Here is a 23,622-nt window from a genome sequence, read left to right on the forward strand (position 1 = left end):
GTCACGCGTCAGGTGGCCCACGTCGGCGTAGGCGTAGAAGGCGCCGTCGGCCGGCGCCAGCGCGGTGATGCCCAGCCGGGGCAGGCCCTCCAGCAGCAGGGCCCGGTTGTGGGCGTAGCGCTGCACGTGCCCGTCCAGGCTCGGCGTACGACGCGGGGGTGAACGCCGCGAGCGCCGCGCGCTGCGACAGCACCGGCGGGCAGATGCTGAAGTTCCCCGTCAGCACGTCCACCGGCCGGCGCAGCCGCTCGGGCGCGAGCATCCAGCCGAGTCGCCAGCCGGTCATGGAGAAGTACTTGGAGAAGGAGCCGAAGACGATCGCCTCGCGCGAGGTCTCCCAGGCGGAGGCGGCGCGGGCGCCGGCGTACTGGATGCCGTGGTAGATCTCGTCGGACACCAGGCTGCACCCGGTTCTCCTCGCACCAGCGCGCGATCGCGGCGAGCCTCCTCGGGCAGCAGCATGGTGCCGGTCGGGTTGGCCGGGCTGGCGACGACGAGCCCGTCGAGGGGCTGCCGCACGTGCACCTCGGCGAGTCTGCTCCACCGTCGGCTGGAAGCGGGTCTCCGGTCCGGTCGCGACCTCGACGACGGTGCAGCCGAGCGCGGCGAGCACGTTGCGGTAGCAGGGGTAGCCGGGTCGCGCGATCGCCACCCGCGCTCCCGCGTCGAAGGCCGCGAGGAACGCCAGCAGGAAGCCGCCGCTGGAGCCGGTGGTGACGATGACGTCGTCGGCGCCCACCTCGAGGCCGTAGCGCTCGCGGTGGTGGCCGGCGATCGCCTCGCGCGAACTCGACGATGCCGGTCGCGGGGGTGTAGCCCAGCGGGTCGCCGCTGCCGAGCAGGCGGACCGCTTCCGCCGCCACCGGCGCCGGCGCACCGGTGCTCGGCTGGCCCGCGACCAGGTTGAGCAGGTCGCCGTGCGTGCGCTGCCGCTCGGCCGCACCGGCCAGCAGGTCCATGACGTGGAACGGCGGGACGTTCGCCCGGGCGGCGACGGTGAGACGGTCGATCACGTCCCGACCCTATGCCGCGTCGAGTTGGGGTTTCCCACCCGCGAGTTGGCAGTTCCCCACCCTTGAGTTGGCACTTGTGCACCGGACGCGACAGTGGGAATCTCCCAAGTCGCGGGTGGGAAGCCCCAAGTCGCGGGTGGGAAGCCCCAAGTCGCGGGTGGGAAGCCCCAAGTCAACGGCGGGTGGCGGCGTGGAGGCCGGCCCGGCGGCCGAAGAAGGAGCCCTCGCCGAGCCTGGGTGCCCGAGCAGTAGCCGCTGCCGTCCTGGGCGATGTTCGAGGCGCAGGCGCCGGCGGCGTACAGCCCGGGCACGACCGAGCCGTCGGCACGGCGGACCTCGCCGTCGACGGTGGTGGCCATGCCGCCGATGGTGAAGCCGGCGTAGAGCGCGACACCGAGGGAGAGGTCGAGCACCGCCCACGGGCCCTCGGTCTGCGGCGTGAGCCAGTCGGGGTGCTTGTGGAAGTCCGGGTCCTCGCCGCGGGCGGCGTGGTCGTTGTAGCGCTCGATCGTCGCGACGAGCGCACCGGCCGGCATGCCGAGCCCGGCCTCCATCTCCTCGATCGTCTCGAAGCCGTCCTTCAACGGCACCAGCGGCATGTGGTCCTCGCCGAGGTGCGCGCTGTCGACGATGAGGTACGCGACCGCGTCCGCCTCCTTCATCACGTGGTACGACGTCCGCGCGTGGTAGCTTGTCCTCGGCCACGAAGCGCTGCCCGTCGCGGTTGACGATGATCCCCTTGCAGCGCGAGGACGGCGGGTAGAAGGGCGCGGTGATGAACGGCTCCTCCATGTGCTCCAGTGCCGCGCCGACCGACTGGCCGAGCCGGATCCCCAGGCCGTCGTCGTACGTCGAGCCGAGGGTGAACAGACTTCGAGCCCAGTGCCGGGGTGTAGCGGGCCACCATGTCGGCGTTCATCACGAAGCCCCCGGCGGCGAGGACGACGCTGCGCGCGCGGACCGCCCCGTGGGTGTCGAAGGAGCGCCAGCCCACGCCGACGACCTGACGGTCGTCGCCGTCGCCGTCGGTGACGAGGTTCGTCACGCCGGTCTCGTAGCGCACCTCCACGCCGGCCTTCTCGCACTGCTCGCGCAGCAGGTCCATCACGATCCGGGTGCCCTCGGTGTCGCCGGGAACGGGCACCTTGTGTCCGCGCGGCGCGGGCGCGATCTCCTCGCGGTAGGGCCAGACCTTCTCGTTGCCGGTGAACATCAGGCCCTGGGTGCCGGGCTGGATCACCGCCTTGCCGGGGAAGTAGGAGCGCTCGAACTCGAAGCCGAGCCTGCTCCAACCAGTCGAAGTGCGCGACCGATCCCTCGCAGTAGGCGCGGATCTTCTCCTCGTCGGGGTCCTTCGTGCTCGCCAGGAGGTACGCCGTCATCGCCTCCACCGAGTCGTCGTGACCCGTTGCCCGCTGCACCGCGGTGCCGCCGCCGAGGTAGAAGTGCCCGCCCGACATCGAGGACGTGCCGCCGTGCACCGCGGCCTTCTCCAGCAGCAGCACCCGGGCGCCGGCGCGGGCCGCCTCGAGAGCCGCGCAGCCACCGGCGATCCCGAAGCCGACGACGACGACGTCGTAGGCTCTCGGGGGCCTCGCCGAGGGCGCTGGCGGGGAGGGCCTCGGGAATAGCGAGGCCGGCCGGAACGTTGTCGCTCGTGGTCGTCACGAGGACAAATCTAGAACATGTTCTACCGATAGACTACGTACCCGCCACCCGACGAAAGCCGAGTGACCTTTGACCTTCGACGTCCACCGAACTCGATCAGTTCGTACTCGTGGGCGCCGCGGTCACCTTCCTCGCGGTCCTCGCGGTGCGACTGTCGGCGGGCGCCGGTCTTCCGAGCCTCCTGGTCTACCTGCTGATGGGCGTCGTCCTCGGCGAGTCCGTGGTGGGCATCCGGTTCGAGGACGCCCAGGCTCGCGCACGCGCTCGGCTTCGGCGCGCTGGCGATCATCCTGGCCGAGGGTGGTCTCACCACGAGCCTGGCGCGACGCGCGACCGGCCATGCGGATGGGCCTGTCGCTGGCGACCGTGGGCGTGTTCGTCTCGGTCGCGGTGATGGCCCTGGCGGGCCACTACGTGCTCGGGCTGCCCTGGGAGCCTGGCCGTCCTGCTCGGTGCGGTCTGCTCGCCGACCGATGCCGCGGCGGTGTTCTCCGTGCTGCGCGTCGTACCGCTGCCCAAGCGGGTGACCGGTGCGCTGGAGGCGGAGTCCGGGCTGAACGACGCACCCACGGTCGTCCTGGTCACCCTGGTCGCCTCCGGCGCCGTCGGTGACCACGGGCTGCTCGGCACGGCCGGCATCGTCGTCTTCGAGCCTGATCGCCGGCGTCGCCTTCGGCCTGGTCGCCGGGTTCGGCGGCGCGTGGATCATGCGCCGGGCCGCGCTGCCGTCCTCGGGTCTCTACCCGATCGCGATCCTCTGCCTCACCCTGATCGGGTACGGCGCGTCCGCGGCCGTGCACGCCAGCGGCTTCGCCGCCGTGTACGTCGCCGCGCTGGTCCTCGGCAACTCCGACCTCCCTCACCGGGCGGCGACCCGGTCCTTCGTCGAGGGCCTGGCCTGGCTGGCGCAGATCGGGCTCTTCGTCATGCTCGGCCTGCTGCTCTCGCCCGGCCGGCTGAGCCTGGAGCACGGTCGGCATCGCGCTGGCCGCCTGTGCGCTGCTCACCCTCGCCGCACGGCCGCTGTCGGTGCTCGTCAGTGCGGTGGTCAAGCCGATGCGCTGGAACGAGCCTGGCCTTCCTGTCCTGGGCCGGGCTGCGCGGAGCCGTCCCCATCGTCCTCACCACGATCCCGCTGGCCGAGGGCGTCGACGGCGCCGACCGGCTCTTCGACATCGTCTTCGTGCTGGTGGTCGTCGACACCCTGCTCACCGGCCCGACCCTGCCGCTGGCCGCGCGTCTGCTGCGGGTCACCCGGCGCTCGGAGCCGCGCGGTTTCGGACTCGAGGCGGCGCCGTTGGAGCGGGTCGCGGCGGACCTGCTGCAGGTCACCATCAGCCCGGCGTCCAAGGCTGCACGGCGTGGAGGTCGGCGAGCCTGCGGCTGCCCGTGGGGGCGAACGTCTCGATGGTGGTGCGCGACGGGCGCGCGATGGTGCCCGAGCGCCGTACCGTGCTGCGGCAGGGGGACGACCTGATCGTCGTCACCCCACGCAAAGCCTGCGCGAGTCCACCGAGCAGCGGTTGCGCCAGGTCAGCGCGGGCGGTCGCCTCGCCCAGTGGCTGGGCGAGGACCGCCGGCGCGGCTGACCGCTACGACGAGAGGCTCGGGTCGGTGCTCAGCGGAGGCGTGCAGACGGAGGAGTCTTTCTGCGCGGTCACCGTGGCCCGGCCCTTCGTGACGCCCTTGAACTTCTTGCCGACCACGATCGTCACGCCCGGGTAGCCCGAGGGCTGGTCGACGACCTCGACGCCCTTGCCGAGGTACGACGCCAGCAGGATCGCGGCCGGGTCGCCCGGGTCGTCGGACCACACCTGCGCGGAGACCGACCCGGTGTCCCGGGGCGCGTTGCCGGTCTTGCCCTGGCCGAAGCCGAAGCCGACCAGCCTTGTCCATCGTCTTGCCCGCGAGACCGTTGGCGCCACCGGCGTTGAGGACGGTGACCATCACCTGCGGCGGGGCGACCTCGTCGCCGGCGGCGACGAGGGTGTCGGTGCAGGGCGCCGCCTCGACCTTCTCCGGGAAGGGCGAGGTCACCCGCGACCAGCCCCAGGCGATGGCGGCGAGGAACACCACCGCCAGCACCACGAGGGTGATCGCCGAGCGGCTGCTCTCCTTGACGTCCTGCCCGTCCATCCCCTCAGCCTTCCATCCGGATCACGCGCGCGTGCAGCACGTTGCGCTGCTGGAGCGCCGCCCGCAGCGCGCGGTGCAGGCCGTCCTCCAGGTAGTACTCACCTCGCCACAGCACGACGTGCGCGAAGAGGTCGCCGTAGAACGTCGAGTCCTCGTCGAGCAACGAGGAGAGCCTGCAAGGTGTCCTTGGTCGTGACCAGACTGGTCGAGCCGGACCTGGCGCGGAGGCACCGCGGCCCAGCCCTTGGAGCCGAGGCCGTGGTCGGGGTACGGACGCCCGTCGCCCACGCGCTTGAAGATCACGGGCTCGGAGTCTACGGGCCTGCCGTGCGACACCGTGTTCCGCTTAGAGTTCCCAGCATGACGCAGGAGCCGACGACGCCCGCACCCGAGACGCCCGCACCCGCCGCCCCGGCCGCCGACCCGATCGAGCAGGCCATCGCGCCCGGCTACGCCTTCGAGGGCCCGGCCCTCGAGCTCGGCGGCCTGATGACCGGCCCGGACCGGCTCAGTGCCAGCACCATCCGGATCCCCCTGGGGATGCTGAACCGGCACGGCCTGGTCGCCGGCGCGACCGGAACCGGCAAGACCAAGACCCTGCAGCCTGCTGGCCGAGCGAGCTCAGCGCCGCCGGCGTACCGGTCTTCGCCGCCGACATCAAGGGCGACCTGTCCGGCCTGGCCACGGCCGGCGAGGCCAGCGACAAAGCCTGCTCGCGCGCACCAAGTCGGTCGGCCAGGACTGGAAGGCCACCGCCTTCCCGGTCGAGTACTACGCGCTCGGCGGCCAGGGCACGGGCATCCCGATCCGGGTCACCGTGACGGCGTTCGGCCCGCTGCTGCTCAGCCGGGTGCTCGGCCTCAACGAGACCCAGGAGTCCAGCCTGAGCCTGGTCTTCCACTACGCCGACAAGGCCGGCCTGCCGCTGCTCGACCTCCAGGACCTGCGCGCGGTCGTCCAGCACCTCACCAGCCCGGAGGGCAAGGAGGACCTCAAGGAGCCTCGGTGGTCTCTCCGCGGCGACGGCCGGGGTGATCCTGCGCGAGCCTGATCGGCTTCGCGGACCAGGGCGCGGAGGCGTTCTTCGGCGAGCCGGAGTTCAGGCTCCGCGGACCTGCTGCAGCAGGCCTCCGACGGGCGCGGCCTGATCAACCTGGTCGAGTCTGCCGAACCTGCAGGACCGCCCGGCGATCTTCTCCACCTTCTTGATGTGGCTGCTCGCCGATCTCTTCCACGACCTGCCCGAGGTGGGCGACGTCGACCAGCCGAAGCCTGGTCTTCTTCTTCGACGAGGCGCACCTGCTCTTCAAGGACGCCTCGAAGGCGTTCCTGGAGCAGATCGCCCAGACGGTGCGGCTGATCCGGTCCAAGGGCGTGGGCGTCTTCTTCGTGACCCAGAGCCCCACCGACGTGCCCGACGACGTGCTGGCGCAGTCTCGGCTCGCGCGTGCAGCACCAGGCTCCGCGCGCACACGCCCAACGACGCCAAGGCGCTCAAGGCGACCGTCAACACCTACCCCAACAGCGCCTACGACGACCTCGGCGAGGTGATCACGAACCTCGGCATCGGCGAGGCGATCGTCACCGTGATGGGCGAGAAGGGCGCGCCGACGCCGGTCGCGTGGACCCGGCTGCGCGCACCGGAGTCGCTGATGGCCCCCAGCAGTGCGGAGTCGATGGAGGCGACGGTCAAGGCGAGCCCGCGCTACGCGACGTACGCCGAGGTGGTCGACCGCGAGTCCGCCCGGGAGATCCTGGCCAAGAAGCTCGAGGAGGGCGCGCAGGCCAAGGCGGAGGAGAAGGCCGCTCCCCCGGCGGAGAAGCCGGCCGCGAAGAAGAAGGACGAGGGCGGCGGCGCGGGCGAGATCGTCAAGGACGTCGTGCAGTCCTCGGCGTTCAAGCAGTTCATGCGCACCGCCGCGTCCGAGATCGCCCGCGGCATGTTCGGCACCGCCCGCCGGCGCCGCTAGGCCTGCTGATCACCCAGGCGCGCGTCGAGTCCGGCGCGCGTCGGCGGGTCCGCGCCCGGTCGCGACACGGTGATCGCGGCGGCGGCGTGGGCCCGTCGTACGACGGCGGTGAGGCCCGCGTCGTCCAGCCCGGCGATCCGCGGGGACGCGTCCGTGCCCCAGATCCCCGCAGCGAGGAGGCCGTCGAGCAGCCCGGCGGTGAAGGTGTCACCGGCGGCGATGGTGTCGACGACCTCGGTCCGCACCCCGGGCACGTCGAGGACGGTGCCGTCCGCGCGGAGCGCGCTCGCTCCCGAGCCGCCGCGGGTGACCACGACGATCGCCGGACCGAGCCCGGCCCAGCGGGCGGCGGCCTCGCTGGGCGCGAGGCCGGGGAAGTACCAGCCCAGGTCCTCGTCGCTGACCTTGACCACGTCGGCCAGCGCGACCAGGCTCCTCGACCCGGGCCAGGGTCGCGTCGCGGTCGGGCGTGATCCCGGGCCGGGCGTTGGGGTCGAAGCAGACCAGCGCCCGCCGCCGGGCACGGCGCACCAGGTCCCGCACCGCGTCGGCTCCGGGCGCCAGGACCGAGGCGATCGAGCCGACGTGCAGCACGTCGCAGGCCCCGTCGGTCATCGGCGGCGCCACCCAGGACAGGTCGAACTCGTAGGTTGCCGCACCGCGCGCGTCGAGCACTGCGGCGGCCGTGCTGGTGCGGCCGGTGGCGGGCTCGGCCGCCTCCACGACGACGTCGCTGGCGCTCAGCCAGCGTCGCAGCACCGCGCCGCGCTCGTCGTCGGCGAGCACGGTCGCCAGGCGGGGGTGGTGCCCGAGCCGGCCGAGTGCCAGCGCGACGTTGGCGCAGGCTCCCCCCGGGCAGGCTCGACCGGATCCTGTCCGGCGCGCTGGACGATGTCGATCAGCGCCTCGCCGACGACGAGCACCTCGGGTGGGGTCACTGCCAGGCTCCGTCCCGGATCGCGCGGACGAGAGTGGGGGAGAGCGGGAGCCGCGGGAGCAGGGTGGCCTGGACCGCGTGGTAGAGGTCGGGCTTGCCCGGCCACACGCCCGCCGCGGGGCGGTTGTCCGCGTCGAGTTTGGTGGTGCCAGGAGCCCTGCGCGCGGTCGATGAAGACGTCCTCCGCGTGTGCCCACCACTCCCGGAACCACGCGGCGTAGCGCTGCTCGCCGGTGCGGGCGAGGAGCGCCGCCGCGGCGGCCAGCGCCTCGGCGAGCACCCAGTGCATCCGGTCCCGTACGACGGGCGTGCCCGACCAGTCGGTGGTGTAGACGAAGCCGGGCGTGCCGTCGACGGACCAGCCGTCGGCGACGGCGCGGTCGAAGAGCGCCTCCGCGGTCGGAAGCAGCCGCTCGTCGGGCGCCACGGCGTCGAGGGTGAGCAGCAGCCGGGACCACTCCAGGCCGTGGCCGATCGTGGCGCCGTAGGGCTTGAAGGGGTCGGCGGGGCGGTCCGCGTTGAGGTCCGGCAGTGACGTCCAGGCGGCGTCGAAGTGCTCGGGGAGGCGGGCGTCGTACCGCGCCGCGAGGTCGACGACGAAGTCCGCGACGCGTGCCGCGCGCCTCCGCCAGGAGAGGTCGCCGGTGGCGTCGGCGACCGCGAGCATCGCCTCGACGGCGTGCATGTTCGCGTTCAGGCCGCGGTAGGAGTCGAGTCGCGACCAGTCGGCGGACCACTCGTCGCGGCACCGCCCGGCGTCCTCGTCCCAGAACCGTTCGAGAAAGACCGTGCTCGCCGCGGCGAGCAGCGCATCGGCCCCGGGCAGCCCGGCGACGACGGCGCTGGAGGTGCCGAGCAGGACGAAGGCGTGGTCGTAGCAGGTCTTCCCGGCCGCGAGGTCGGGCCGGCCGTCCGCGTCGAGGGCGTGGAACCAGCCGTCGTGCGCGGTGTCGCACAGCGGACCGGCGAGCCCGGCGAGCAGCCTGCTCGGCGAGGTCGCGGGAGCCGGGACGCCCGGTGAGCGCGGCGATCGCGTGCACGTGCAGCATCCGGCAGGTGATCCAGGTCAGCACACCGCGCTCGGGCTCGGGGCGGCCGGCGTCGTCCAGCCAGGCCGCTCCGCCGGCGGGGTGGAGGAGCGTCGTGCCGAAGCCGGTGAGGCGGTCCTGCTCGTCCTCGAGCCGGCCCCGCAGCGCAAGATCGTCGAGCCATGTCATGGTCCGACCGAGCCTAGGGCCTGACTCCCCATCCGGCGCGTGCTGAGCAACGTCAGCGGCGCCGGACCGGGAGCCAGGCCCCAGGCAGGGGGCCGGCAGGGAGAGGCCGGCCGGGAGGGGAGGGAGGTCAGGCGCTCCAGCGGACCGCGTCGTCGACGAAGTCGGCGAGCGGGTGCACGCCGCGCAGGTCGCTGCGCTGCTCCATCAGGCGGGTGAGGTTCTGGGCGTGGCGGTCGCGCAGGGCGGCACGACGGGCGATGGCGCGGGCGGCGGCGTCCTCGACGGCCTCGACACGATGGGTGTCGACGGACTCGAGGTGACGGCCGGTCTGGGTCTCAGGAGAGGTCGTCTGCTTCATGGGAACAACTCTGAGCCGCTGAGGTTTCCGCGAACAAGCCCCGTGGTTACGAAAGGATGTCGTGGCATGTGATGCCGACGACAGTGCGAGCGGTCGGCCTTGTCACGGTGCCAGGAGAACGCCGCGGGCGGCCACCATCGCCGGTCCGTACCAGGTGAGCAGCCGGCCCGGCACGAGTCGTGTCGGAACCAGCGCGAAGGCCTCGGGCCCGTCCTCGGCGCTGAACTCGTAGGGCTCGTCCGGGAGCAGGACCAGGTCGATGCCGGCCCGGTCGATCGCGGCGAGTCTCCACGGTCGGGTAGCGGTCCGCGTGCTCCTCGAAGGCGTTCGCCCAGCCGAGCCGGCGGAGCAGGTCGCCGGTGTAGGTCCGTGGGCCGACCACCAACCACGGGTCCCGCCACACCGGTACGGCGACCCGCCCCCGCACCGCCGGAACCGGACCCGACCACAGCGTCGTCGCCTCCCGCAGCCAGCCCGGCGTGTGGAGGGCGAGCGCCTCGTCGTACAGACGGGTGAGGGAGGTGAGCGCCTGGGGCACCGTCTCGATGTCGGTCACCCAGACCGGCACGCCGGAGTCCCGCAGGCGGCGCACGTCGAGCTTCGCGGTTCTCCTCCTTGTTGGCGACCACCAGGTCCGGCTCCAGCGCGCGGATCGCCGCCAGGTCGGGGTTCTTGGTGCCGCGGACCCGTGCGACGTCGAGGTCCGCCGGGTGGGTGCACCAGTCGGTGGCGCCCACCAGCCGGTCCGGTACGTCGGTCGCCAGCGCCTCGGTGATCGAGGGCACGAGCGAGACGATGCGGCGCGGCGGCCGGGGCAGCGCCACCTCGGCGCCCAGGTCGTCGACGCTCACCGCGGGAGCGTTCCTCAGCGCAGGCCGAGCGCGCCGGTGAGCGCGGGCTTCCAGTCGAGCTCGGCGTGCTCGGCGACGCGGCGGTCGAGGCCCTCGGCCACCCCGGGGGGCCAGGGCGCCGTCTTGCGCTGGTCGAGCCTTGACGCACAAGAAGATCTCCTCGAACACGCACGCCACCCGCTGGTTGGTGTCGTCGAGGACGTAGACGACCGCGTGCGCCGCGCGCTCGGAGCGACCGACCAGGCGAACGCGGACCGACATCTCGTCACCGGTCTTGAGCTCGTGCAGGTAGGTCAGGTGGTGCTCGGCCGACAGGCACGCGAAGCCGCTGGCGACCGGCCAGTTCTGGGAGATGCCCACGTCGTAGAGGGACTCGTCGAGGCCCTCGCTGCCGATGCCGAGGTAGTGCCGCACGTTGAGGAAGCCGTTGAAGTCCTCGAACGCGGTGGGGACCGGCTGCACCGCGAAGGCGGGCAGGGTGACGAGCCTGGTCGTACGTCGGCTGCGTGCTCATGGGACGGACCTTAGTGGGTCGTCCCGCTGATTCCCGCTCCTCGCCAGGGCCGCGTAGGATGAGGTGTACAGATCACCCGTGTGTATCTACCTCGCGCCGGCTCGACCGGCGGTCCAAGGCGGCACCTGAGCCCCTGGGACGACACCATGGTCGAAGCCGCTCGGTCGCTGCTGAAGGCGACCGGTCCGACGTACTTCCCGATCGCGCTGGTCGCGCGACTTCCCTACGCGATGATGGTCGTCGGTGTGCTGACGCTCGTCGTGGCCGGACGCGACTCGCTGGCCTTCGGCGGCCTGAGACTCGGCGATGGTCGGCCTCGGTGCGGCCTGCTTCGGGCCGCTGCTCGGTGCCGCCGCCGACCGCTTCGGCCAGCGCCCGGTGCTGCTCGTCGCCGGGCTGGCGTCCACCACCGCGCTCGGGTTGATGGCCTGGGTGGTCTACAGCCCGCTGCCGGGAGCGGCCGTGCTGGCGGTGGCCTTCCTCGTCGGCGGCAGTGCGCCGCAGATCGCGCCGATGTCGCGCAGCCGGCTGGTCCAGATCATCGCCGCGAGGCTGTCGCCCGAGCGCCGGGAGCGGACCTTCGACGCGACGATGGCCTACGAGTCGGCCGCCGACGAGATGGTGTTCATCGTGGGCCCCTTCCTCGTCGGGCTGCTCGGCACCGCGCTCGACCCGTGGGCGCCGGTCGCGGCCGCCGCCGTCGTCACCCTGGTCTTCGTCTCCGCCTTCGCGGTGCACCCGACCGCGACCGCGCTGGCCGCCTCCGGCGGCGAGAGCGTGCCGCCCGCGCCGGCCGCGGAGCCTGCGCCGCCCGGCGCTGGTCGTCGTGGTCGCGGGCATCCTCGGTGTGGGTCTGTTCTTCGGCTCCATGCTCACCTCGCTGACCGCCTTCATGGGCGACCACGGCAACGCCGAGGGCGCCGGCCCGGTCTACGGCGTGATGGGCATCGGCTCGGCCGCCTTCGCGCTCGGCGTCGCCTTCCTGCCCGCCGCCTTCTCGCTGCGCGCGCGCTGGCTGGTCTTCGCCGGCGTCCTGGTGGCCGGCACGGCGGTGCTGCCGTTCGTCGGCTCGGTCGCCGCGATGTGCGTGCTGCTGCTGGTGGTCGGCACCGGCGTGGGCCCGACGATGGTCACCCAGTACAGCCTCGGCGCGCTGCGTAGCCCGGCCGGCCGCTCGGCCACCGTGATGACGATGCTCGGATCCGCCGTGATCGTCGGCCAGGCCACCGCGTCGGTGGTGACGGGCAGCCTGGCCGACCGGGCGGGGACGGGCGCGGCGCTCGTCGTACCGGTGGTGGCGGCGGGGCTGGTGCTGCTCGCCGGGATCCTCAACTGGCGGCTCTCCCCGGCCGAGCCGGCCGAGCCCGCCGAGCCCGCAGGGGGTCTCGACGAGTCTCGACCAGCAGGGCCTGCTGATCGGCTAGAAGAGGTCCGGGACCGTCCACCCGTCGAGGTCGTACTCGGCGAGGAACTCGTCAGCGAAGCCCTTCATCTGCGCCACGTCACCGCGGTTCTGCGCGGCGAACAGCAGACTCGGCCTTCACGTTCTCGTGGTTGCCGGAGTAGTTGCGCTCGTAGAGCCTCGTGCCGGCCGCCGAACTCCGAGCCGATGGAGTCCCACAGCGCCTTCATCACCTTCACCCGGTCCACGGCGGTGATGCCGTTGGAGCCGCGGACGTACTTGTCGAGATAGGGCCGCACCTCCGGGCTCTTGAAGTCGGCGGCACCCGAGGGCAGGTAGATCAGGCCCGAGGCGACGTCCTGCTCGATGATCTCCTTGACCCGCGGGTAGCCGTGGATCATGAACATCCGGTAGGTCAGGCCGTACTCCAGGCTTCGGGATCACCGCGTCGCCCACCCACGGCTCGGGGTCGCGGGCCATCGACTCGGTGAGCGACCAGAACAGGTTGCGCCAGCCGATCACCTCGCCGACCCGGGTCTGCACGCCACGGAAGTCGCCGGAGCCGGTCGCCTCGAGCGCCTTGAGCAGCAGCCCGGCGATGAAGTCGAGCCTTCACCGCGAGCCGGGTGCAGCCCTGGAAGGTGAAGCGCGGGAGGAAGCCGGACTGGGGGAAGAAGGCGTTGATGCGGTCCACGTCGCCGTACATGAAGACGTTCTCCCAGGGCACCAGCACCTTGTCGAAGATGAAGATGGTGTCGTTCTCGTCCATCCGGCTCGACAGCGGGTAGTCGAAGGGCTCGCCGTTGAGCGCCGCCTGCTCGGTGTACGACGAGCGGCAGATCGACCTTGATGCCGGGCGCGTCCATCGGGACCGTGCAGATCAGCGCGAACTGCTTCTTGCGGATCGGCAGGCCGTAGTGGGCGATGAAGTTGTAGTTCGTGATCGCCGAGCCGGTGGCGACGACCTTCGCGCCGGAGACGACGAGCCCGGCGTCGGTCTCCTTCTCGACCTTCATGTAGACGTCGCCGACCTCGTCGGGCGGCAGGTTGCGGTCGACCGGCGGGTTGATGATCGCGTGGTTCCAGTAGAGGACCTTCTCCTGGGACTCGCGGTACCACCGCTCGGCGTTGGCCTGGAAGGGCGCGTAGAGCCTCCTTGTTGGCGTGCAGCGTGCCGAGGAAGGACGCCTTGTAGTCGGGGCTGCGGCCCATCCAGCCCCACGTCATCTTCGCCCAGCGGGCGATCGCGTCGCGCTCCTTGAGCAGGTCCGCCGACGACGTCGGGGTCTTGAAGAAGGGCATCGTCACGCCGCCGTTGCCCGTGTCGGTGGGGACGGTCAGCTCGTCGACGTGCGGTCCGGTGTGGAGGGCGTCGTAGAGCCGGGCGGTCATCCGGATCGGGTTGCGGAACGCCGGGTGCGTGGTGATGTCCTGGACCCGCTCGCCGTGCAGGTAGATCTCGCGCCCGTCCTTGAGGCTCTCGATGTACTCGTCGCCGGTCATCGGACGGGAGGCGAAGTTGGTCTGCTGGTTGGCGGGGCTGTCGGCGGCCGGGTTGGTGGCCTCGGGAGCCAGGATGTCGGTCATGGGATGTCTCCTCGTTCTCGGTCAGTAGTGGGTGTCGGCCGGCACGAGCGCGCCGAACCAGCCTGGTGTGGGGGTCGTCCTGGCAGCCCAGCCAGACGACGTCGGACGAGCGGCGGCCGATCTGGTGGAAGGCGCTGTCGTGGAAGAGCAGGGGCGGGCGTCCGGTGGTGAGGACGTCGACCACCTCGCCGAGGAACAGCAGGTGGTCCCCGCCGTCGTCGGTGCGGTGCGCGCGGCACACGAGCGTCGCCGCCGTACCGTGCAGGGAGGGGGCGGTGCCGCCGCCGCACCAGGCCACCGGGTCGGCGCTCGGGCGGCCGGCGAAGTGCATCGCGACGTCCACCTGGTCGGCGGCCAGCACGTTCACGGCGAAGGCCGTGCCGTCGAGGTACGCCGCGGCCTTGGACGTCCGGGTGAGCGCGACCTGCACCAGCGGCGGGTCGAGCGAGATCGGGGTGAACGCGGTGACGGTGGCGCCGTGGTGGGCGCCGTCCGGCGTCCGGCAGGTGACGACGGTGACGCCGGTCGCGAAGCGGCCGAAGGCCGAGCGCAGGGTGCGCGGGTCCATGGGTGCCTCCTTCGGTGGACGGGAGCGGGACGGGATGGGCGGTGACGCTAGGCGTGGGTACGACGCCCGGCGATCCGCCCGGCGAAGCGGCGGTCCGGATTGCGCAGCGGGCTGCGCCGGTTGCGTTTTCCGGATCGCGGAGTTCGCCTAGTGTGAGGACGGTCACGCCGGAGCCGAGGAGGTGCGTCATCGAGCCTGGACGACTTCTCCACCGCGGTCGCGCGGGCCTACTTCCCGCACCGGCTGGTGGTGCGCGGTCCGGCCGCGGGGCCGGCCGACCTGCGCGCCGTGGACCTCGGCCCGGTGCGGTTGACCCGGATCGGCTGGGGCAGCGAGGTCGCGGTCGAGTCCGACCACCCCGGCGCGTGGGCGGTCAACGTGCCGCGCAGCGGGGTGCTGGAGGCCCGGGTGGGCGGCCACCACGTGCTCTCCCTGGACGGCCAGGCGACGATCTGCCCGCCCGACGAGCAGACCCGGATGACCCGGTGGTCGGCGGACTGCTCGATCGTGGGGATGCGGGTCGAGCGGGACTACCTCGTCGAGGAGGTCGCCGCGCTGATCGGGTTGCGCACCGACCGGCTGCCCGCCCAGGCTCGACCTGCGCACCGACGGCGGACGCACCTGGATCGGGCTGCTCGCCTCGATCGGCACCGAGGCGCTGCGCAACCCGGGCCTGGCGCGCGACGAGCGGGTCGCCCGGCGGCTCGCGGCCACGCTGACCGCGGCCTTCGTCGCGGCGTCCTTCCCCGAGGAGCCCGGCTGCGGCACGGTCCGGCCGCGGATCGTGTCCCGCGTGCTGGAGGCGATGGAGGCCGACCCCGCGCGGGACTGGACCGCCGCCGACCTGGCCCGGGAGGCCGGCGTCGGGATCCGACGGCTGCAGCAGGGCTTCCAGCGCTACGTCGGCCGCACGCCGTCGGCGGAGCCTCCTCGCCATCCGGCTCGCCCGGGTGCACGCCGACCTGCTCGCCGGCCGGGTCGGCACCGTCGGCGAAGCCGCGTCCCGGTGGGGCTTCACCCACCTGGGCCGCTTCGCCGCGGCCTACCGGGGCAGGTACGGCGTGGCGCCCTCGGACACGCTGCGGGCGCGCTAGTCCCGGTTCTCCGCCGCCCGGCGCTCCAGCAGCGCCCGCTCGCCGGCGTTGCGGGTGCGCTGTGCGGCCTCGGCGAACTGCCCGGCGGCCTCCGCGCGACGCCCGGCGCGCTCCAGCAGGTCGCCGCGGACACTGGCCACCAGCGGGGAGTCGCGCAGCGCCTCCGGGGGGATCGCGTCGAGCACGGCCAGGCCCGCGTCCGGGCCGGCGGCGCGGCCGTGGGCCACGGCGCGGTTGACCTCGACGACCGGCCCGGGCGCGGCGGTGGCCAGGACGTCGTACAGGTGGGCGATGCGGGGCCAGTCGGTGTCCGCGGCGGTGGCGGCGCGGGCGTGCACGGCGGCGATCGCAGCCTGGAGGTAGTACCGGCTGACGGGTACGCCGCGCGCGGCGATCTCCTCCGCCCGGCCCAGCGCCGCGAGCCCGCGGCGCACGAGCAGACTGGTCCCAGCGGTCCCGGTCCTGGTCGTCGAGCAGCACCGGCTCGCCCGCCGCGTCGGTGCGGGCGTCGAGCCGCGAGCCCTGCAGACTCCAGCAGCGCCTGCAGGCCGTGCACCTCGGGCTCGTCGGGGGCCACCTCGGCGAGCAGCCGGGCCAGCCGGATGGCCTCCCGGGCCAGGTCGGGGCGGGACCAGTCGTCGCCCGCGGTGGCGACGTACCCCTCGGTGAAGATCAGGTAGACGACCGCCATCACGTCGTCGAGGCGCTGGGTGCGCTCCGCGCCGGTCGGCGACTCCAGGCGCGCGCCGGCCTCGGCCAGCGTCTTCTTCGCCCGCGAGATGCGCTGGCCCATGGTGGTGCTGGGCACCAGGAACCCGCGGGCGATCTCGTCGGTGGTCAGGCCGCCGACCAGGCGCAGGGTGAGCGCCGCGCGCGACTCCGGGGTGAGCGCCGGGTGGCAGCAGAGGAACACCAGCCGCAGGACGTCGTCCTCGATGTGGTCCACCTGGGCGTCCAGGTCGGGCATCGGGCTCACCTCCTCCGCGGCGTGACCGAGTCTCCTCGGTCTTGCGGCGCAGGTTCGCTGCGCGCCGGATGTGGTCGATCCCGCGGCGCTTGGCGGTCGTCATCAGCCAGGCGGCGGGGTTGGCGGGCACGCCCTGGCCCGGCCACGCCTCGAGGGCGGCGACCAGGGCGTCCTGCGCGAGGTCCTCGGCGAGCTCGACGTCCCGGGTCATCCGGGCGAGAGCGCCGACGAGACGGGCCGACTCCGCCCGCCAGGTGGCGGTGATCGCGTCGGCGGTGGTGACGTCGGCCATGCGGCCAGCCTAGGGCCCACGAAGTGTGGGAAGTGGCCCCACGAAGTGTGGGAAGTGGCTCCGCGAAGTGTGGGAAGTGGTCGTGCGAAGCGTGGGAAGCGGTCCATCTCGGATGCGCTCACGGCCCACGCTTCGGTGGACCACGTTCCACGGTTCGGTGGACCACCTTCCACGGTTCGGTGGGCCACTTCCCACACTTCGTGGGGGCGGGTCAGCCCTCGGCCGGGGTGGGTGCCTCGTCGGGCACCTGGCGCAGGGTGGCGACCATCGAGCACTCGGGCCAGTACTTCGCGTGCAGGGCGGCGAACTCCTCCTGGTTGGCGATCGCCTCCTCGAGGGTGTCGTACTGCAGCAGTGCCCAGCCGCCGACGGCCTCGCGCGCCTCGGCGTACGGGCCGTCGACGCGGGTGACCTCACCGGTGCGGACCACGAAGTTGACCGCGTCCTCCAGGCCGTAGAGCCCGCCACCGTCGAGGAAGTGACCCTTGCCGGCCTGCTCCCCGATGTAGGTGTCCATCGCGTCGAACAGCGCCTGCGGGGGCTGGCCCTGTCCCTCTTCCATCCGCACGAAACCCATGAAACGCGGCATCTCGATCAGTCCTTCGTCAGTCGTTGGTGGGTGATGACGAACCTACGTCGAACGGCCCCCCCGGGCTTTCGACATCGACCGAGGAAAAGATTTCAGACGTTGCGGCGGTACTGTCCACCGACCTCGAAGAACGCCTCGGTGACCTGCCCGAGCGAGCACACCCGCGCCGCGTCCATGAGCACGGCGAAGACGTTCTCCCCGGTCGTGGCCGCCTCCTTGAGCCGGGCGATCGCCTCGGCCGCGTCGGTGGCGTGGCGGGCCTGGAAGTCGCGGACCCGGTCGAGCCTGGGAGTCCTTCTCCTCGGTGGTCGCGCGGGCCAGACTCGATGTGGTCGGGCGTACCGTCGCCGGCCGAGGGGTTGCGGAAGGTGTTGACGCCGATGATCGGCAGGCTGCCGTCGTGCTTGCGGTGCTCGTAGAGCATCGACTCGTCCTGGATCCGGCCGCGCTGGTAACCGGTCTCCATCGCGCCGAGCACGCCGCCGCGCTCGGAGATCCGGTCGAACTCCAGCAGCACGGCCTCCTCGACGAGGTCGGTGAGTCTGGTCGATGACGTAGGAGCCCTGGAGCGGGTTCTCGTTCATCGCCAGGCCCCACTCGCGGTTGATGATGAGCCTGGATCGCCAGCGCCCGTCGTACCGACTCCGCGGAGGGCGTGGTGACCGCCTCGTCGTAGGCGTTGGTGTGCAGCGAGTTGGCGTTGTCGTAGATCGCGATCAGCGCCTGCAGCGTGGTGCGGATGTCGTTGAAGTCCATCTCCTGCGCGTGCAGGGAGCGACCGGAGGTCTGCACGTGGTACTTCAGCCTTCTGCGAGCGCTCGTTGGCGCCGTACCTGTCCCTCATCGCGACCGCCCAGATCCGGCGGGCGACGCGGCCGATCACGGAGTACTCCGGGTCCATGCCGTTGGAGAAGAAGAACGACAGGTTGGGGGCGAAGTCGTCGATGTCCATGCCGCGCGCGAGGTAGGACTCGACGTAGGTGAAGCCGTTGGCGAGGGTGAACGCGAGCCTGGCTGATGGGGTTCGCCCCGGCCTCGGCGATGTGGTAGCCGGAGATGGAGACCGAGTAGAAGTTCCGCACCTGCTGCTGGATGAACCACTCCTGGATGTCGGCCATGCAGCGCAGCGAGAACTCGGTGGAGAACAGGCAGGTGTTCTGGCCCTGGTCCTCCTTGAGGATGTCGGCCTGCACCGTGCCGCGCACCGTCCTGATCGCCTCGTAGGGGTCGATGCCGCGCTCGCGGGCCTGGTCCATGACGGTGTTGAGGTAGAACGCAAGCACCGTCGGGGCCGGGCCGTTGATGGTCATCGAGACCGAGGTGGTCGGCGAGAGCAGGTCGAAGCCGTCGTAGAGCGCCTTCATGTCCTCCAACGTCGCGACCGAGACGCCGGACGTGCCGACCTTGCCGTAGATGTCGGGGCGCTCGTCGGGGTCGCGGCCGTAGAGGGTGACCGAGTCGAAGGCCGTGGACAGCCGGGTGGCGGGCTGGCCCTCGGAGAGCAAACTTGAAGCGCTTGTTGGTGCGGAACGGGTCGCCCTCGCCGGCGAACATCCGGGCCGGGTCCTCGTCGGCACGCTTGAACGGGAACACCCCGGCGGTGAAGGGGAACTTGCCGGGCAGGTTCTCCCGGCGCCAGAAGCGGACCAGTCTCGCCGTGGTCCTCGAAGCGGGGCACGGCGACGCGGGGGACGCGGTTGCCGGACAGGGACTCGCGGCCGTTGCTGGCCGTGTCCTCGTCGTACGACGCGACGACGCCGGGCCACGCGGCGAGTCTCGTCGCGCAGGTCGAGCGGGAGGTCGTCGTTGGCCCGTGCGGCGGCCGCTGCCAGGTCCTCGATCTCGCCGAGTCTCGTCGGCGACGGCGGCGAAGCGCTGCGCGCGGCGGGCCTTGGCGACCAGGCTCCTCGGTGGCGGCGTGGTAGCCGCGAACGGTCTCGGTGATCTCGGCGAGGTAGCGCACCCGGTCGGCGGGGAGCACCTGCTGGATCCGGGTGGAGAACTTGCCCTCGGCCGGGGCGAGCAGGCCCTCGCTCGCCGGGAGGCCCTGCGGGACGAGGAGGCCGCGCAGGTGCTGGTAGAGCGCGGTGACGCCGTCGTCGTCGAAGGTCGCGGCCGACGTGCCGAACACCGGCATGTCGCTGGGCTGCTTGCCGAACGCCTCGCGGTTGCGCACCATCTGGCGGCCCACGTCGCGCAGCGCGTCGGCGGCGCCGCGGCGCTCGAACTTGTTGATCGCGACCGCGTCGGCGAAGTCGAGCATGTCGATCTTCTCCAGCCTGCGAGGCGGCGCCGAACTCCGGCGTCATGACGTAGAGCGAGGTGTCGACGAAGGGCACGATCGCCGCGTCGCCCTGCCCGATGCCGGGCGTCTCCACGACGACGAGGTCGAAGCCGGCGGCCTTGACGACGTCGAGCACGTCGGTCAGGTGCTCGGGGACCTCGTGCGCGCCGCGGGTGGCGAGGCTGCGGAAGTAGACCCGGTCGCGGTCCAGGCCGTGCCCGGTGAGGTCGAGGCTGTTCATCCGGATCCGGTCGCCGAGCAGTGCTCCGCCGCCCTTGCGCCGGGTCGGGTCGACGGCGATCACCGCGACCCGGATCTTGTCCTGCTGGTCGATCCGCAGGCGTCGTACCAGACTCGTCGGTGAGGCTGGACTTGCCGGAGCCGCCGGTGCCGGTGATGCCGAGGGCGGGGACCCGGCGGCCCTCGTGCGCGCCGCGGACCCGGGTCAGGAAGGCCTCGTCGAGGCGGCCGAGTCTCGGCACCGGTGATGGCCCGGGCGAGCGCCGTACGGTCGCCGGCGATGACCTGCTCGGGCGTGACGGCCGCGGTCTCCCACAGGTCGGTGTCGCACTCGGCGACGACCGTGTTGACCATGCCGGGCAGGCCGAGGCGCTGGCCGTCCTCGGGGGAGAAGATGGTGACGCCGGAGGCGCGCAGCCGGTCGATCTCGTCGTGCACGATCACGCCGCCGCCCCCGCCGACGACCTTGATGTGCTCGGCACCGCGCTGGCGCAGCGAACTCGACGAGGTACTCGAAGTACTCCACGTGCCCGCCCTGGTACGACGACACGGCGATCCCCTGCACGTCCTCCTCGATCGCGGCCTCCACCACCTCGGCCACCGACCGGTTGTGGCCCAGGTGCACGACCTCGCAGCCCTGGCTCTGGAAGATCCGGCGCATGATGTTGATCGAGGCGTCGTGGCCGTCGAACAGGCTGGACGCGGTCACCAGGCGGACGGGGTGCTGCGGAACGTGCAGGGCGGAGTCGGGCATGCGGGAGGCCTCCAAAGTGTTCGGACTTCCGATAGTAGGACGTCCTACTAAATCTGTGAAGTGGGCGTGATGCCTTAGGGTCGGGCGCATGCCCGCGCCCCGCCTGCCCTTCGACCCGATCGACCGGGCGGGCGAGCCTGTGGGAGGAGCACTTCGGCGACGCCACCTCGATGCGCCTGGCGACCTCGGTGATGCGCGTCCAGCAGCCTGATGATGAGCGCCCTCGACGGCGCCCTGAAGCCGTTCGGGCTGACCTTCTCCCGCTACGAGGTGCTGGTGCTGCTGCTGTTCAGCAAGCGCGGCTCGCTGCCGCTGAGCAAGATCGGCGAGCGGCTGATGGTCCACCCCACCTCGGTCACCAGCGCCATCGACCGGCTGGAGGCCCAGGGCTTCGTGGAGCGGGTCCCGGACGAGGACGACCGGCGTCGTACCCTCGCCCGGCTGACGCCCTCCGGCCGCTCGACGGTCCGCAAGGCGACCAAGGCGGTGAGCGCGATCGACTTCGCGATCACCGGCCTGGACGACGGGCAACAGGGCGACGCCTACGACCTGCTGCGGAAGGTGCGGCGGGCGTCCGGCGACTTCCCGGATCAGCCGTAGGTGTAGAAGCCGCGCCCGGTCTTGCGGCCCAGCAGGCCGGCCTCGACCATCCGGGCGAGGAGGGGCGGGGCGGCGTACAGCGGCTCCCTTGAACTCCTCGTAGAGGGACTCGGCGACGGCCTTGGTGGTGTCGAGGCCGATCAGGTCGGCGAGGGCGAGCGGGCCCTGGGGGTGGGCGGCGCCGCGGACCAAGCCCTCGTCGATGTCCTCGGCGGTGGCGAAGCCGGACTCCAGCATCCGGATCGCGGAGAGGATGAAGGGGATCAGCAGGGCGTTGACGACGAAGCCGGCGCGGTCCTGGCAGTCGATGGCGTGCTTGCCGAGGTCCTCCTGGACGTAGGCGCGGGCGCGCTCGGTGGTCTCCGCGTCGGTCATCAGCGAGGGCACCAGACTCGACGAGCGAGAGCACCGGGACCGGGTTGAAGAAGTGCACGCCGAGCACGTGGCTGGGCCGGCTGGTGACGACCGCGAGCCTTCATGATCGGGATCGAGGAGGTGTTGGACGCGAGGATCGCGTCGGGGGAGGTGACCACCTCGTCGAGACGGCGGAAGAGGTCGGTCTTGGCCTGCTCGTCCTCGACGATGGCCTCCACGACGAGTCGGCGGTCGGCGAGACTCGGTGAGGTCCTCGACCACCCGCACCCGCGCCAGCACGGCGTCCGCGGACTCGATCTTGCCCCGGCTCTCGGCGCGCTTGAGCGAGCTCTCCAGCCGGTTGCGTGCGGCGTCGACGGCCGCGGCGGAGGACTCCACCACCACGACGTCCTTGCCGGCGCGGGCGCTGACCTCGGCGATGCCCGCTCCCATCAGGCCGCCGCCCACCACCCCTACGCGCTCGATGTCCGTCATGACCGTCTCCCTCCAGACGTGAATTGCTAGGACGTCCTAGCAATCTACGCCTCCGGTGTCAGGGGACGAGCGCGGCCACCTCCTCGACGATCGCCTCGGCGGTGCGCTCGACCATCGCGAGCACGTCGCGGAAGCCGTCGTCGCCCCCGTAGTAGGGGTCCGGTACGTCGCCCGGCCCGTCCGGGTCGAGGTCGCGGAAGCGCCGCAGCCGCTCCGGGTCCGGCTCCGCCGAGGCGAGGGCGCGGAGGTCGCGCAGGTTGTCGGCGTCCATGGCGAGCACGAGGTCGTGCTCCTCCAGCCAGGACGGGAGCACCTGCTGCGCCCGGTGGCGGCTCGCGTCGTACCCCTCGGCGGTGAGGAGGGCCGCCGCGCGACGGTCCATCGGGCCGCCGACGTGCCAGTCGCCGGTGCCCGCGCTGACGACGGCGACCCGGTCGTCGAGCCCGGCGTCGGCGACCCGGGCGGCGAGGACGACGTGCGCCATCGGGGAGCGGCAGATGTTGCCGAGGCAGACCAGGGCGATCCGGTAGCGACCCGGCGTGCGCGGGGCCGGCAGCATCAGTCGTCCACGCCCACGATCGCGTCGAGGATCCAGGTGGTGACGCTGATGATGATCGAGCCCCAGAACGCCGGCCAGAAGCCGTTGACGTGGAACCCGAGGTCGACGCCGTCGGCGATCCAGGCGGTGAAGCGCAGCAGCAGCGCATTGAGCACGATCAGGAAGAGCCCGAGGGTCACCAGGATGAAGGGGATCGACAGGATGGTCAGGACCGGCTTCACCCAGGCCGTGATCGCGCACGAGATGAGCGCGACGACCAGCAGCGGGACGATCTTGTCGGAGAGCCTCGGCGCTGCCCTCGGTGGCGCCCTCGAACCAGATCCCGTCGAGCAGGCTGGGCGGCGAGGGCGAGCGCGGCGGCGGTGATGCCCCAGCGGGTGAGGAAGGCGATCATGGCGCCATCATTCCAGGCTCGCCGGAGGCTCATTCCAGGCCGAGGGCCTCGATGACCTCGACCTCGGCCTCGTCGATGTGGCGGCGCAGGAAGGCGTACGCGCCGTCCGGTCCGTCGATGTGCCCGGCCTCGAGCAGGCTCGACCAGGCCCTCGTGCGACTCGGCCTCGTCGTGGGCGTTGCGGCTGAGCCGGTCGACCTGGGCCAGGGCCAGCCTGAGCTCGTCCATCAGCGCCTCGGCCATCTGCACCAGCCGCGGGCTGCCGGTCAGGCTCCACCAGGGAGACGTGGAAGGCGAGGTGCCGCTCGTTCAGGCTCCTCGTACGACGCCACGCCGCCGCGCACCGCCTCGGTGTAGGCCTCCAGGGTGTCCCGCACCCGCTGACGGCGCCCGCCGTCGGCGGCCGTCCAGGCCTGGACCCCGGCCCCCTCCAGCACCCAGCGGGCCCGGCACACGTCGCGCACCGAGTCCGCCCGCGGGGTCACCACGGACACCCCGCGGTTGGGCTCGCGGATCGCCAGGCCCTCGCCGACCAGCACGGTCAGGGCCTCGCGGACGGTGGGCCGCGAGACGCCGAGGGACTCGGCGAGGGCGATCTCGCGCAGCGGCGTACCGCTCTCCAGGCTCGCCCTCGAACACGGCCCGGCGCAGGCTCCGCGGCCACCCGGGAGACGGTCGAGGCGTGCTCGACGCTCAACGAGGCGAAGGCCTGGCGGGGAGCGGGGAGGGCCGACATGCGCCCCATTCTGCCGGTCCGGCCGCTATCCTGTGACTCTTGT

At 72.3% G+C, this 23,622-nt stretch carries 27 protein-coding genes and 16 pseudogenes; 10 read left to right on the forward strand and 33 right to left on the reverse strand.

Annotation, left to right across the window (positions count from 1 at the left end; genetic code table 11):
* Position 1 precedes the first annotated feature (1 nt).
* From G5V59_RS26155 to G5V59_RS26170, 4 genes and pseudogenes are all read right to left on the reverse strand, one after another.
* Complete coding sequence (locus G5V59_RS26155; protein WP_278258458.1) at positions 2-943, reverse strand: aminotransferase class I/II-fold pyridoxal phosphate-dependent enzyme; 942 nt, start codon at positions 941-943, stop codon at positions 2-4.
* Between the two features lie 66 nt (positions 944-1,009).
* Positions 1,010-1,675, reverse strand: coding sequence for an FAD-binding protein (locus G5V59_RS26160; protein WP_278258459.1), 666 nt, complete (start codon positions 1,673-1,675; stop codon positions 1,010-1,012).
* Positions 1,675-2,253: a hypothetical protein gene (locus tag G5V59_RS26165; protein WP_278258460.1), complete on the reverse strand. Its 579-nt coding sequence runs from the start codon at positions 2,251-2,253 to the stop codon at positions 1,675-1,677. Before G5V59_RS26165 ends, G5V59_RS26160 begins: the two co-directional genes overlap by 1 nt.
* A pseudogene (locus G5V59_RS26170) lies at positions 2,150-2,566 on the reverse strand (FAD-binding protein); the annotation flags it as partial. The gene G5V59_RS26165 and the pseudogene G5V59_RS26170, both read right to left, overlap by 104 nt.
* 224 nt (positions 2,567-2,790) lie before the next feature.
* Between G5V59_RS26170 and G5V59_RS26175 the strand changes: the two are divergent.
* Positions 2,791-4,270 (forward strand): annotated as a pseudogene (locus G5V59_RS26175) (potassium/proton antiporter).
* Here G5V59_RS26175 and G5V59_RS26180 read toward each other — a convergent pair.
* Together G5V59_RS26180 and G5V59_RS26185 are read right to left on the reverse strand one after the other, a co-directional pair.
* The gene (locus G5V59_RS26180) at positions 4,215-4,817 is read right to left on the reverse strand and encodes a hypothetical protein (protein ID WP_278258461.1); all 603 of its coding nucleotides are present in this window, start codon (positions 4,815-4,817) and stop codon (positions 4,215-4,217) included. The pseudogene G5V59_RS26175 and the gene G5V59_RS26180 sit on opposite strands and share 56 nt — an antisense overlap.
* Positions 4,818-4,821: 4 nt before the next feature.
* A pseudogene (locus tag G5V59_RS26185) lies at positions 4,822-5,120 on the reverse strand (type II toxin-antitoxin system VapB family antitoxin).
* A 406-nt stretch (positions 5,121-5,526) separates the two neighbouring features.
* On the opposite strand from G5V59_RS26185, the gene G5V59_RS26190 reads away from it, so the two are divergent.
* The 3 genes and pseudogenes from G5V59_RS26190 to G5V59_RS26200 form a co-directional block, all read left to right on the forward strand.
* Positions 5,527-5,868: a helicase HerA-like domain-containing protein gene (locus G5V59_RS26190; RefSeq protein ID WP_278260064.1), complete on the forward strand. Its 342-nt coding sequence runs from the start codon at positions 5,527-5,529 to the stop codon at positions 5,866-5,868.
* Positions 5,869-6,146: 278 nt separating this feature from the next.
* Positions 6,147-6,368: a helicase HerA-like domain-containing protein gene (locus G5V59_RS26195; protein WP_278260065.1), complete on the forward strand. Its 222-nt coding sequence runs from the start codon at positions 6,147-6,149 to the stop codon at positions 6,366-6,368.
* Positions 6,335-6,787 (forward strand): annotated as a pseudogene (locus G5V59_RS26200) (helicase HerA-like domain-containing protein); the annotation flags it as partial. The gene G5V59_RS26195 and the pseudogene G5V59_RS26200, both read left to right, overlap by 34 nt.
* On the opposite strand, the gene G5V59_RS26205 reads toward G5V59_RS26200, so the two are convergent.
* The 3 genes and pseudogenes from G5V59_RS26205 to G5V59_RS26215 form a co-directional block, all read right to left on the reverse strand.
* On the reverse strand, positions 6,784-7,311 hold the full coding sequence (locus tag G5V59_RS26205; RefSeq protein WP_341351041.1) for a PfkB family carbohydrate kinase: 528 nt from the start codon (positions 7,309-7,311) through the stop codon (positions 6,784-6,786). The pseudogene G5V59_RS26200 and the gene G5V59_RS26205 sit on opposite strands and share 4 nt — an antisense overlap.
* 10 nt (positions 7,312-7,321) lie before the next feature.
* A pseudogene (locus G5V59_RS26210) lies at positions 7,322-7,615 on the reverse strand (carbohydrate kinase); the annotation flags it as partial.
* On the reverse strand, positions 7,528-8,706 hold the full coding sequence (locus G5V59_RS26215) for an AGE family epimerase/isomerase (RefSeq protein ID WP_341351313.1): 1,179 nt from the start codon (positions 8,704-8,706) through the stop codon (positions 7,528-7,530). The pseudogene G5V59_RS26210 and the gene G5V59_RS26215, both read right to left, overlap by 88 nt.
* A 58-nt stretch (positions 8,707-8,764) precedes the next feature.
* On the opposite strand from G5V59_RS26215, the gene G5V59_RS26220 reads away from it, so the two are divergent.
* Positions 8,765-8,965 carry a hypothetical protein gene (locus G5V59_RS26220; protein ID WP_278260350.1) on the forward strand — a complete coding sequence of 67 codons (201 nt, stop codon included), beginning with the start codon at positions 8,765-8,767 and terminating at the stop codon, positions 8,963-8,965.
* A gap of 103 nt (positions 8,966-9,068) precedes the next feature.
* On the opposite strand, the gene G5V59_RS26225 is transcribed toward G5V59_RS26220, so the two are convergent.
* The 3 genes and pseudogenes from G5V59_RS26225 to G5V59_RS26235 form a co-directional block, all read right to left on the reverse strand.
* On the reverse strand, positions 9,069-9,299 hold the full coding sequence (locus G5V59_RS26225; protein WP_278258463.1) for a hypothetical protein: 231 nt from the start codon (positions 9,297-9,299) through the stop codon (positions 9,069-9,071).
* 102 nt (positions 9,300-9,401) lie between these two features.
* Positions 9,402-10,150: pseudogene (locus G5V59_RS26230) on the reverse strand (helical backbone metal receptor).
* Positions 10,151-10,297: 147 nt separating this feature from the next.
* A pseudogene (locus G5V59_RS26235) lies at positions 10,298-10,612 on the reverse strand (thioesterase family protein); the annotation flags it as partial.
* A 358-nt stretch (positions 10,613-10,970) separates the two neighbouring features.
* On the opposite strand from G5V59_RS26235, the gene G5V59_RS26240 reads away from it, so the two are divergent.
* Positions 10,971-11,825, forward strand: coding sequence for an MFS transporter (locus tag G5V59_RS26240; RefSeq protein ID WP_278258464.1), 855 nt, complete (start codon positions 10,971-10,973; stop codon positions 11,823-11,825).
* Between the two features lie 327 nt (positions 11,826-12,152).
* Here the strand turns inward: G5V59_RS26240 and G5V59_RS26245 are convergent, their stop codons facing one another.
* The 3 genes and pseudogenes from G5V59_RS26245 to G5V59_RS26255 all read right to left on the reverse strand — a co-directional run bounded on the left by G5V59_RS26245 (position 12,153) and on the right by G5V59_RS26255 (position 14,221).
* Positions 12,153-12,497: a 4-hydroxyphenylacetate 3-hydroxylase C-terminal domain-containing protein gene (locus G5V59_RS26245; RefSeq protein ID WP_341351314.1), complete on the reverse strand. Its 345-nt coding sequence runs from the start codon at positions 12,495-12,497 to the stop codon at positions 12,153-12,155.
* 87 nt (positions 12,498-12,584) lie between these two features.
* Positions 12,585-13,148, reverse strand: a pseudogene (locus G5V59_RS26250) (4-hydroxyphenylacetate 3-hydroxylase N-terminal domain-containing protein); the annotation flags it as partial.
* Positions 13,079-14,221, reverse strand: a complete 1,143-nt coding sequence (locus G5V59_RS26255) for a flavin reductase family protein (protein WP_278258465.1) — start codon at positions 14,219-14,221, stop codon at positions 13,079-13,081. The gene G5V59_RS26255 and the pseudogene G5V59_RS26250, both read right to left, overlap by 70 nt.
* Before the next feature lie 152 nt (positions 14,222-14,373).
* Here G5V59_RS26255 and G5V59_RS26260 point away from each other — a divergent pair, with 152 nt between their 5' ends.
* Together G5V59_RS26260 and G5V59_RS26265 are read left to right on the forward strand one after the other, a co-directional pair.
* On the forward strand, positions 14,374-14,940 hold the full coding sequence (locus tag G5V59_RS26260) for a hypothetical protein (RefSeq protein WP_278258466.1): 567 nt from the start codon (positions 14,374-14,376) through the stop codon (positions 14,938-14,940).
* Positions 14,941-15,171: 231 nt separating this feature from the next.
* Complete coding sequence (locus G5V59_RS26265; protein ID WP_278258467.1) at positions 15,172-15,315, forward strand: helix-turn-helix domain-containing protein; 144 nt, start codon at positions 15,172-15,174, stop codon at positions 15,313-15,315.
* A gap of 480 nt (positions 15,316-15,795) precedes the next feature.
* Here the strand turns inward: G5V59_RS26265 and G5V59_RS37760 are convergent.
* The 9 genes and pseudogenes from G5V59_RS37760 to G5V59_RS26300 form a co-directional block, all read right to left on the reverse strand.
* Positions 15,796-15,843: pseudogene (locus G5V59_RS37760) on the reverse strand (hypothetical protein); the annotation flags it as partial.
* Positions 15,844-15,871: 28 nt separating this feature from the next.
* Positions 15,872-16,282: pseudogene (locus G5V59_RS37765) on the reverse strand (DUF6596 domain-containing protein); the annotation flags it as partial.
* 67 nt (positions 16,283-16,349) lie between these two features.
* Positions 16,350-16,574 (reverse strand): annotated as a pseudogene (locus G5V59_RS37770) (sigma factor); the annotation flags it as partial.
* Positions 16,575-16,785: 211 nt separating this feature from the next.
* Entirely contained in the window at positions 16,786-17,163 is a 378-nt protein-coding gene (locus G5V59_RS26275; RefSeq protein ID WP_278258468.1) for a YciI family protein, read from the reverse strand.
* 16 nt (positions 17,164-17,179) lie between these two features.
* Complete coding sequence (locus G5V59_RS26280; RefSeq protein ID WP_278260068.1) at positions 17,180-17,680, reverse strand: methylmalonyl-CoA mutase family protein; 501 nt, start codon at positions 17,678-17,680, stop codon at positions 17,180-17,182.
* A gap of 155 nt (positions 17,681-17,835) precedes the next feature.
* Positions 17,836-17,919, reverse strand: a pseudogene (locus G5V59_RS26285) (hypothetical protein); the annotation flags it as partial.
* Positions 17,920-18,022: 103 nt separating this feature from the next.
* A pseudogene (locus G5V59_RS26290) lies at positions 18,023-18,133 on the reverse strand (hypothetical protein); the annotation flags it as partial.
* 106 nt (positions 18,134-18,239) lie between these two features.
* Positions 18,240-19,751, reverse strand: a pseudogene (locus G5V59_RS26295) (methylmalonyl-CoA mutase family protein); the annotation flags it as partial.
* A 141-nt stretch (positions 19,752-19,892) separates the two neighbouring features.
* Positions 19,893-20,441 (reverse strand): cobalamin-dependent protein, encoded by a 549-nt coding sequence (locus G5V59_RS26300; RefSeq protein ID WP_278258469.1) that lies wholly within the window; start codon positions 20,439-20,441, stop codon positions 19,893-19,895.
* An 88-nt stretch (positions 20,442-20,529) separates the two neighbouring features.
* Between G5V59_RS26300 and G5V59_RS26305 the strand changes: the two genes are divergently transcribed.
* Together G5V59_RS26305 and G5V59_RS26310 are read left to right on the forward strand one after the other, a co-directional pair.
* A complete protein-coding gene (locus tag G5V59_RS26305) occupies positions 20,530-20,652 on the forward strand; it encodes a hypothetical protein (protein ID WP_278258470.1) in 123 nt (40 codons plus the stop codon).
* A complete protein-coding gene (locus tag G5V59_RS26310; RefSeq protein ID WP_278258471.1) occupies positions 20,652-21,041 on the forward strand; it encodes a MarR family transcriptional regulator in 390 nt (129 codons plus the stop codon). Before G5V59_RS26305 ends, G5V59_RS26310 begins: the two co-directional genes overlap by 1 nt.
* On the opposite strand, the gene G5V59_RS37775 is transcribed toward G5V59_RS26310, so the two are convergent.
* The 9 genes and pseudogenes from G5V59_RS37775 to G5V59_RS26340 form a co-directional block, all read right to left on the reverse strand.
* Positions 21,032-21,091 carry a hypothetical protein gene (locus G5V59_RS37775; protein WP_341351315.1) on the reverse strand — a complete coding sequence of 20 codons (60 nt, stop codon included), beginning with the start codon at positions 21,089-21,091 and terminating at the stop codon, positions 21,032-21,034. The genes G5V59_RS26310 and G5V59_RS37775 overlap by 10 nt on opposite strands.
* A gap of 82 nt (positions 21,092-21,173) precedes the next feature.
* Positions 21,174-21,416: pseudogene (locus tag G5V59_RS37780) on the reverse strand (3-hydroxyacyl-CoA dehydrogenase family protein); the annotation flags it as partial.
* Complete coding sequence (locus G5V59_RS37785; RefSeq protein ID WP_341351042.1) at positions 21,416-21,634, reverse strand: 3-hydroxyacyl-CoA dehydrogenase NAD-binding domain-containing protein; 219 nt, start codon at positions 21,632-21,634, stop codon at positions 21,416-21,418. The pseudogene G5V59_RS37780 and the gene G5V59_RS37785, both read right to left, overlap by 1 nt.
* An 82-nt stretch (positions 21,635-21,716) precedes the next feature.
* Positions 21,717-21,890, reverse strand: a pseudogene (locus G5V59_RS37790) (3-hydroxyacyl-CoA dehydrogenase NAD-binding domain-containing protein); the annotation flags it as partial.
* Between the two features lie 58 nt (positions 21,891-21,948).
* Entirely contained in the window at positions 21,949-22,449 is a 501-nt protein-coding gene (locus G5V59_RS26320) for a low molecular weight protein-tyrosine-phosphatase (protein ID WP_278258472.1), read from the reverse strand.
* Positions 22,449-22,670, reverse strand: a complete 222-nt coding sequence (locus G5V59_RS26325) for a phage holin family protein (protein ID WP_278258473.1) — start codon at positions 22,668-22,670, stop codon at positions 22,449-22,451. The genes G5V59_RS26320 and G5V59_RS26325 overlap by 1 nt, the downstream gene beginning before the upstream one ends.
* On the reverse strand, positions 22,667-23,086 hold the full coding sequence (locus G5V59_RS26330; protein ID WP_278258474.1) for a hypothetical protein: 420 nt from the start codon (positions 23,084-23,086) through the stop codon (positions 22,667-22,669). The genes G5V59_RS26325 and G5V59_RS26330 overlap by 4 nt, the downstream gene beginning before the upstream one ends.
* A 23-nt stretch (positions 23,087-23,109) precedes the next feature.
* Complete coding sequence (locus G5V59_RS26335) at positions 23,110-23,382, reverse strand: hypothetical protein (RefSeq protein WP_278258475.1); 273 nt, start codon at positions 23,380-23,382, stop codon at positions 23,110-23,112.
* Positions 23,383-23,384: 2 nt separating this feature from the next.
* Complete coding sequence (locus G5V59_RS26340) at positions 23,385-23,579, reverse strand: hypothetical protein (RefSeq protein WP_278258476.1); 195 nt, start codon at positions 23,577-23,579, stop codon at positions 23,385-23,387.
* Positions 23,580-23,622 lie beyond the last annotated feature (43 nt).

This window comes from Nocardioides convexus (genome assembly GCF_011090295.1).

Excerpts from the sequence above, each read along its gene's own strand:
- G5V59_RS26160 (WP_278258459.1), bottom strand. The coding sequence starts at position 1,675 with ATGAAGGAGGCGGACGCGGTCGCGTACCTCATCGTCGACAGCGCGCAC.
- G5V59_RS26180 (WP_278258461.1), bottom strand. The coding sequence starts at position 4,817 with ATGGACGGGCAGGACGTCAAGGAGAGCAGCCGCTCGGCGATCACCCTC.
- G5V59_RS26225 (WP_278258463.1), bottom strand. The coding sequence starts at position 9,299 with ATGAAGCAGACGACCTCTCCTGAGACCCAGACCGGCCGTCACCTCGAG.
- G5V59_RS26240 (WP_278258464.1), top strand. The coding sequence starts at position 10,971 with ATGGTCGGCCTCGGTGCGGCCTGCTTCGGGCCGCTGCTCGGTGCCGCC.
- G5V59_RS26255 (WP_278258465.1), bottom strand. The coding sequence starts at position 14,221 with ATGGACCCGCGCACCCTGCGCTCGGCCTTCGGCCGCTTCGCGACCGGC.
- G5V59_RS26275 (WP_278258468.1), bottom strand. The coding sequence starts at position 17,163 with ATGCCGCGTTTCATGGGTTTCGTGCGGATGGAAGAGGGACAGGGCCAG.
- G5V59_RS26300 (WP_278258469.1), bottom strand. The coding sequence starts at position 20,441 with ATGCCCGACTCCGCCCTGCACGTTCCGCAGCACCCCGTCCGCCTGGTG.
- G5V59_RS26305 (WP_278258470.1), top strand. The coding sequence starts at position 20,530 with ATGCCCGCGCCCCGCCTGCCCTTCGACCCGATCGACCGGGCGGGCGAG.
- G5V59_RS26310 (WP_278258471.1), top strand. The coding sequence starts at position 20,652 with ATGATGAGCGCCCTCGACGGCGCCCTGAAGCCGTTCGGGCTGACCTTC.
- G5V59_RS26320 (WP_278258472.1), bottom strand. The coding sequence starts at position 22,449 with ATGCTGCCGGCCCCGCGCACGCCGGGTCGCTACCGGATCGCCCTGGTC.
- G5V59_RS26330 (WP_278258474.1), bottom strand. The coding sequence starts at position 23,086 with ATGGCCGAGGCGCTGATGGACGAGCTCAGGCTGGCCCTGGCCCAGGTC.
- G5V59_RS26340 (WP_278258476.1), bottom strand. The coding sequence starts at position 23,579 with ATGTCGGCCCTCCCCGCTCCCCGCCAGGCCTTCGCCTCGTTGAGCGTC.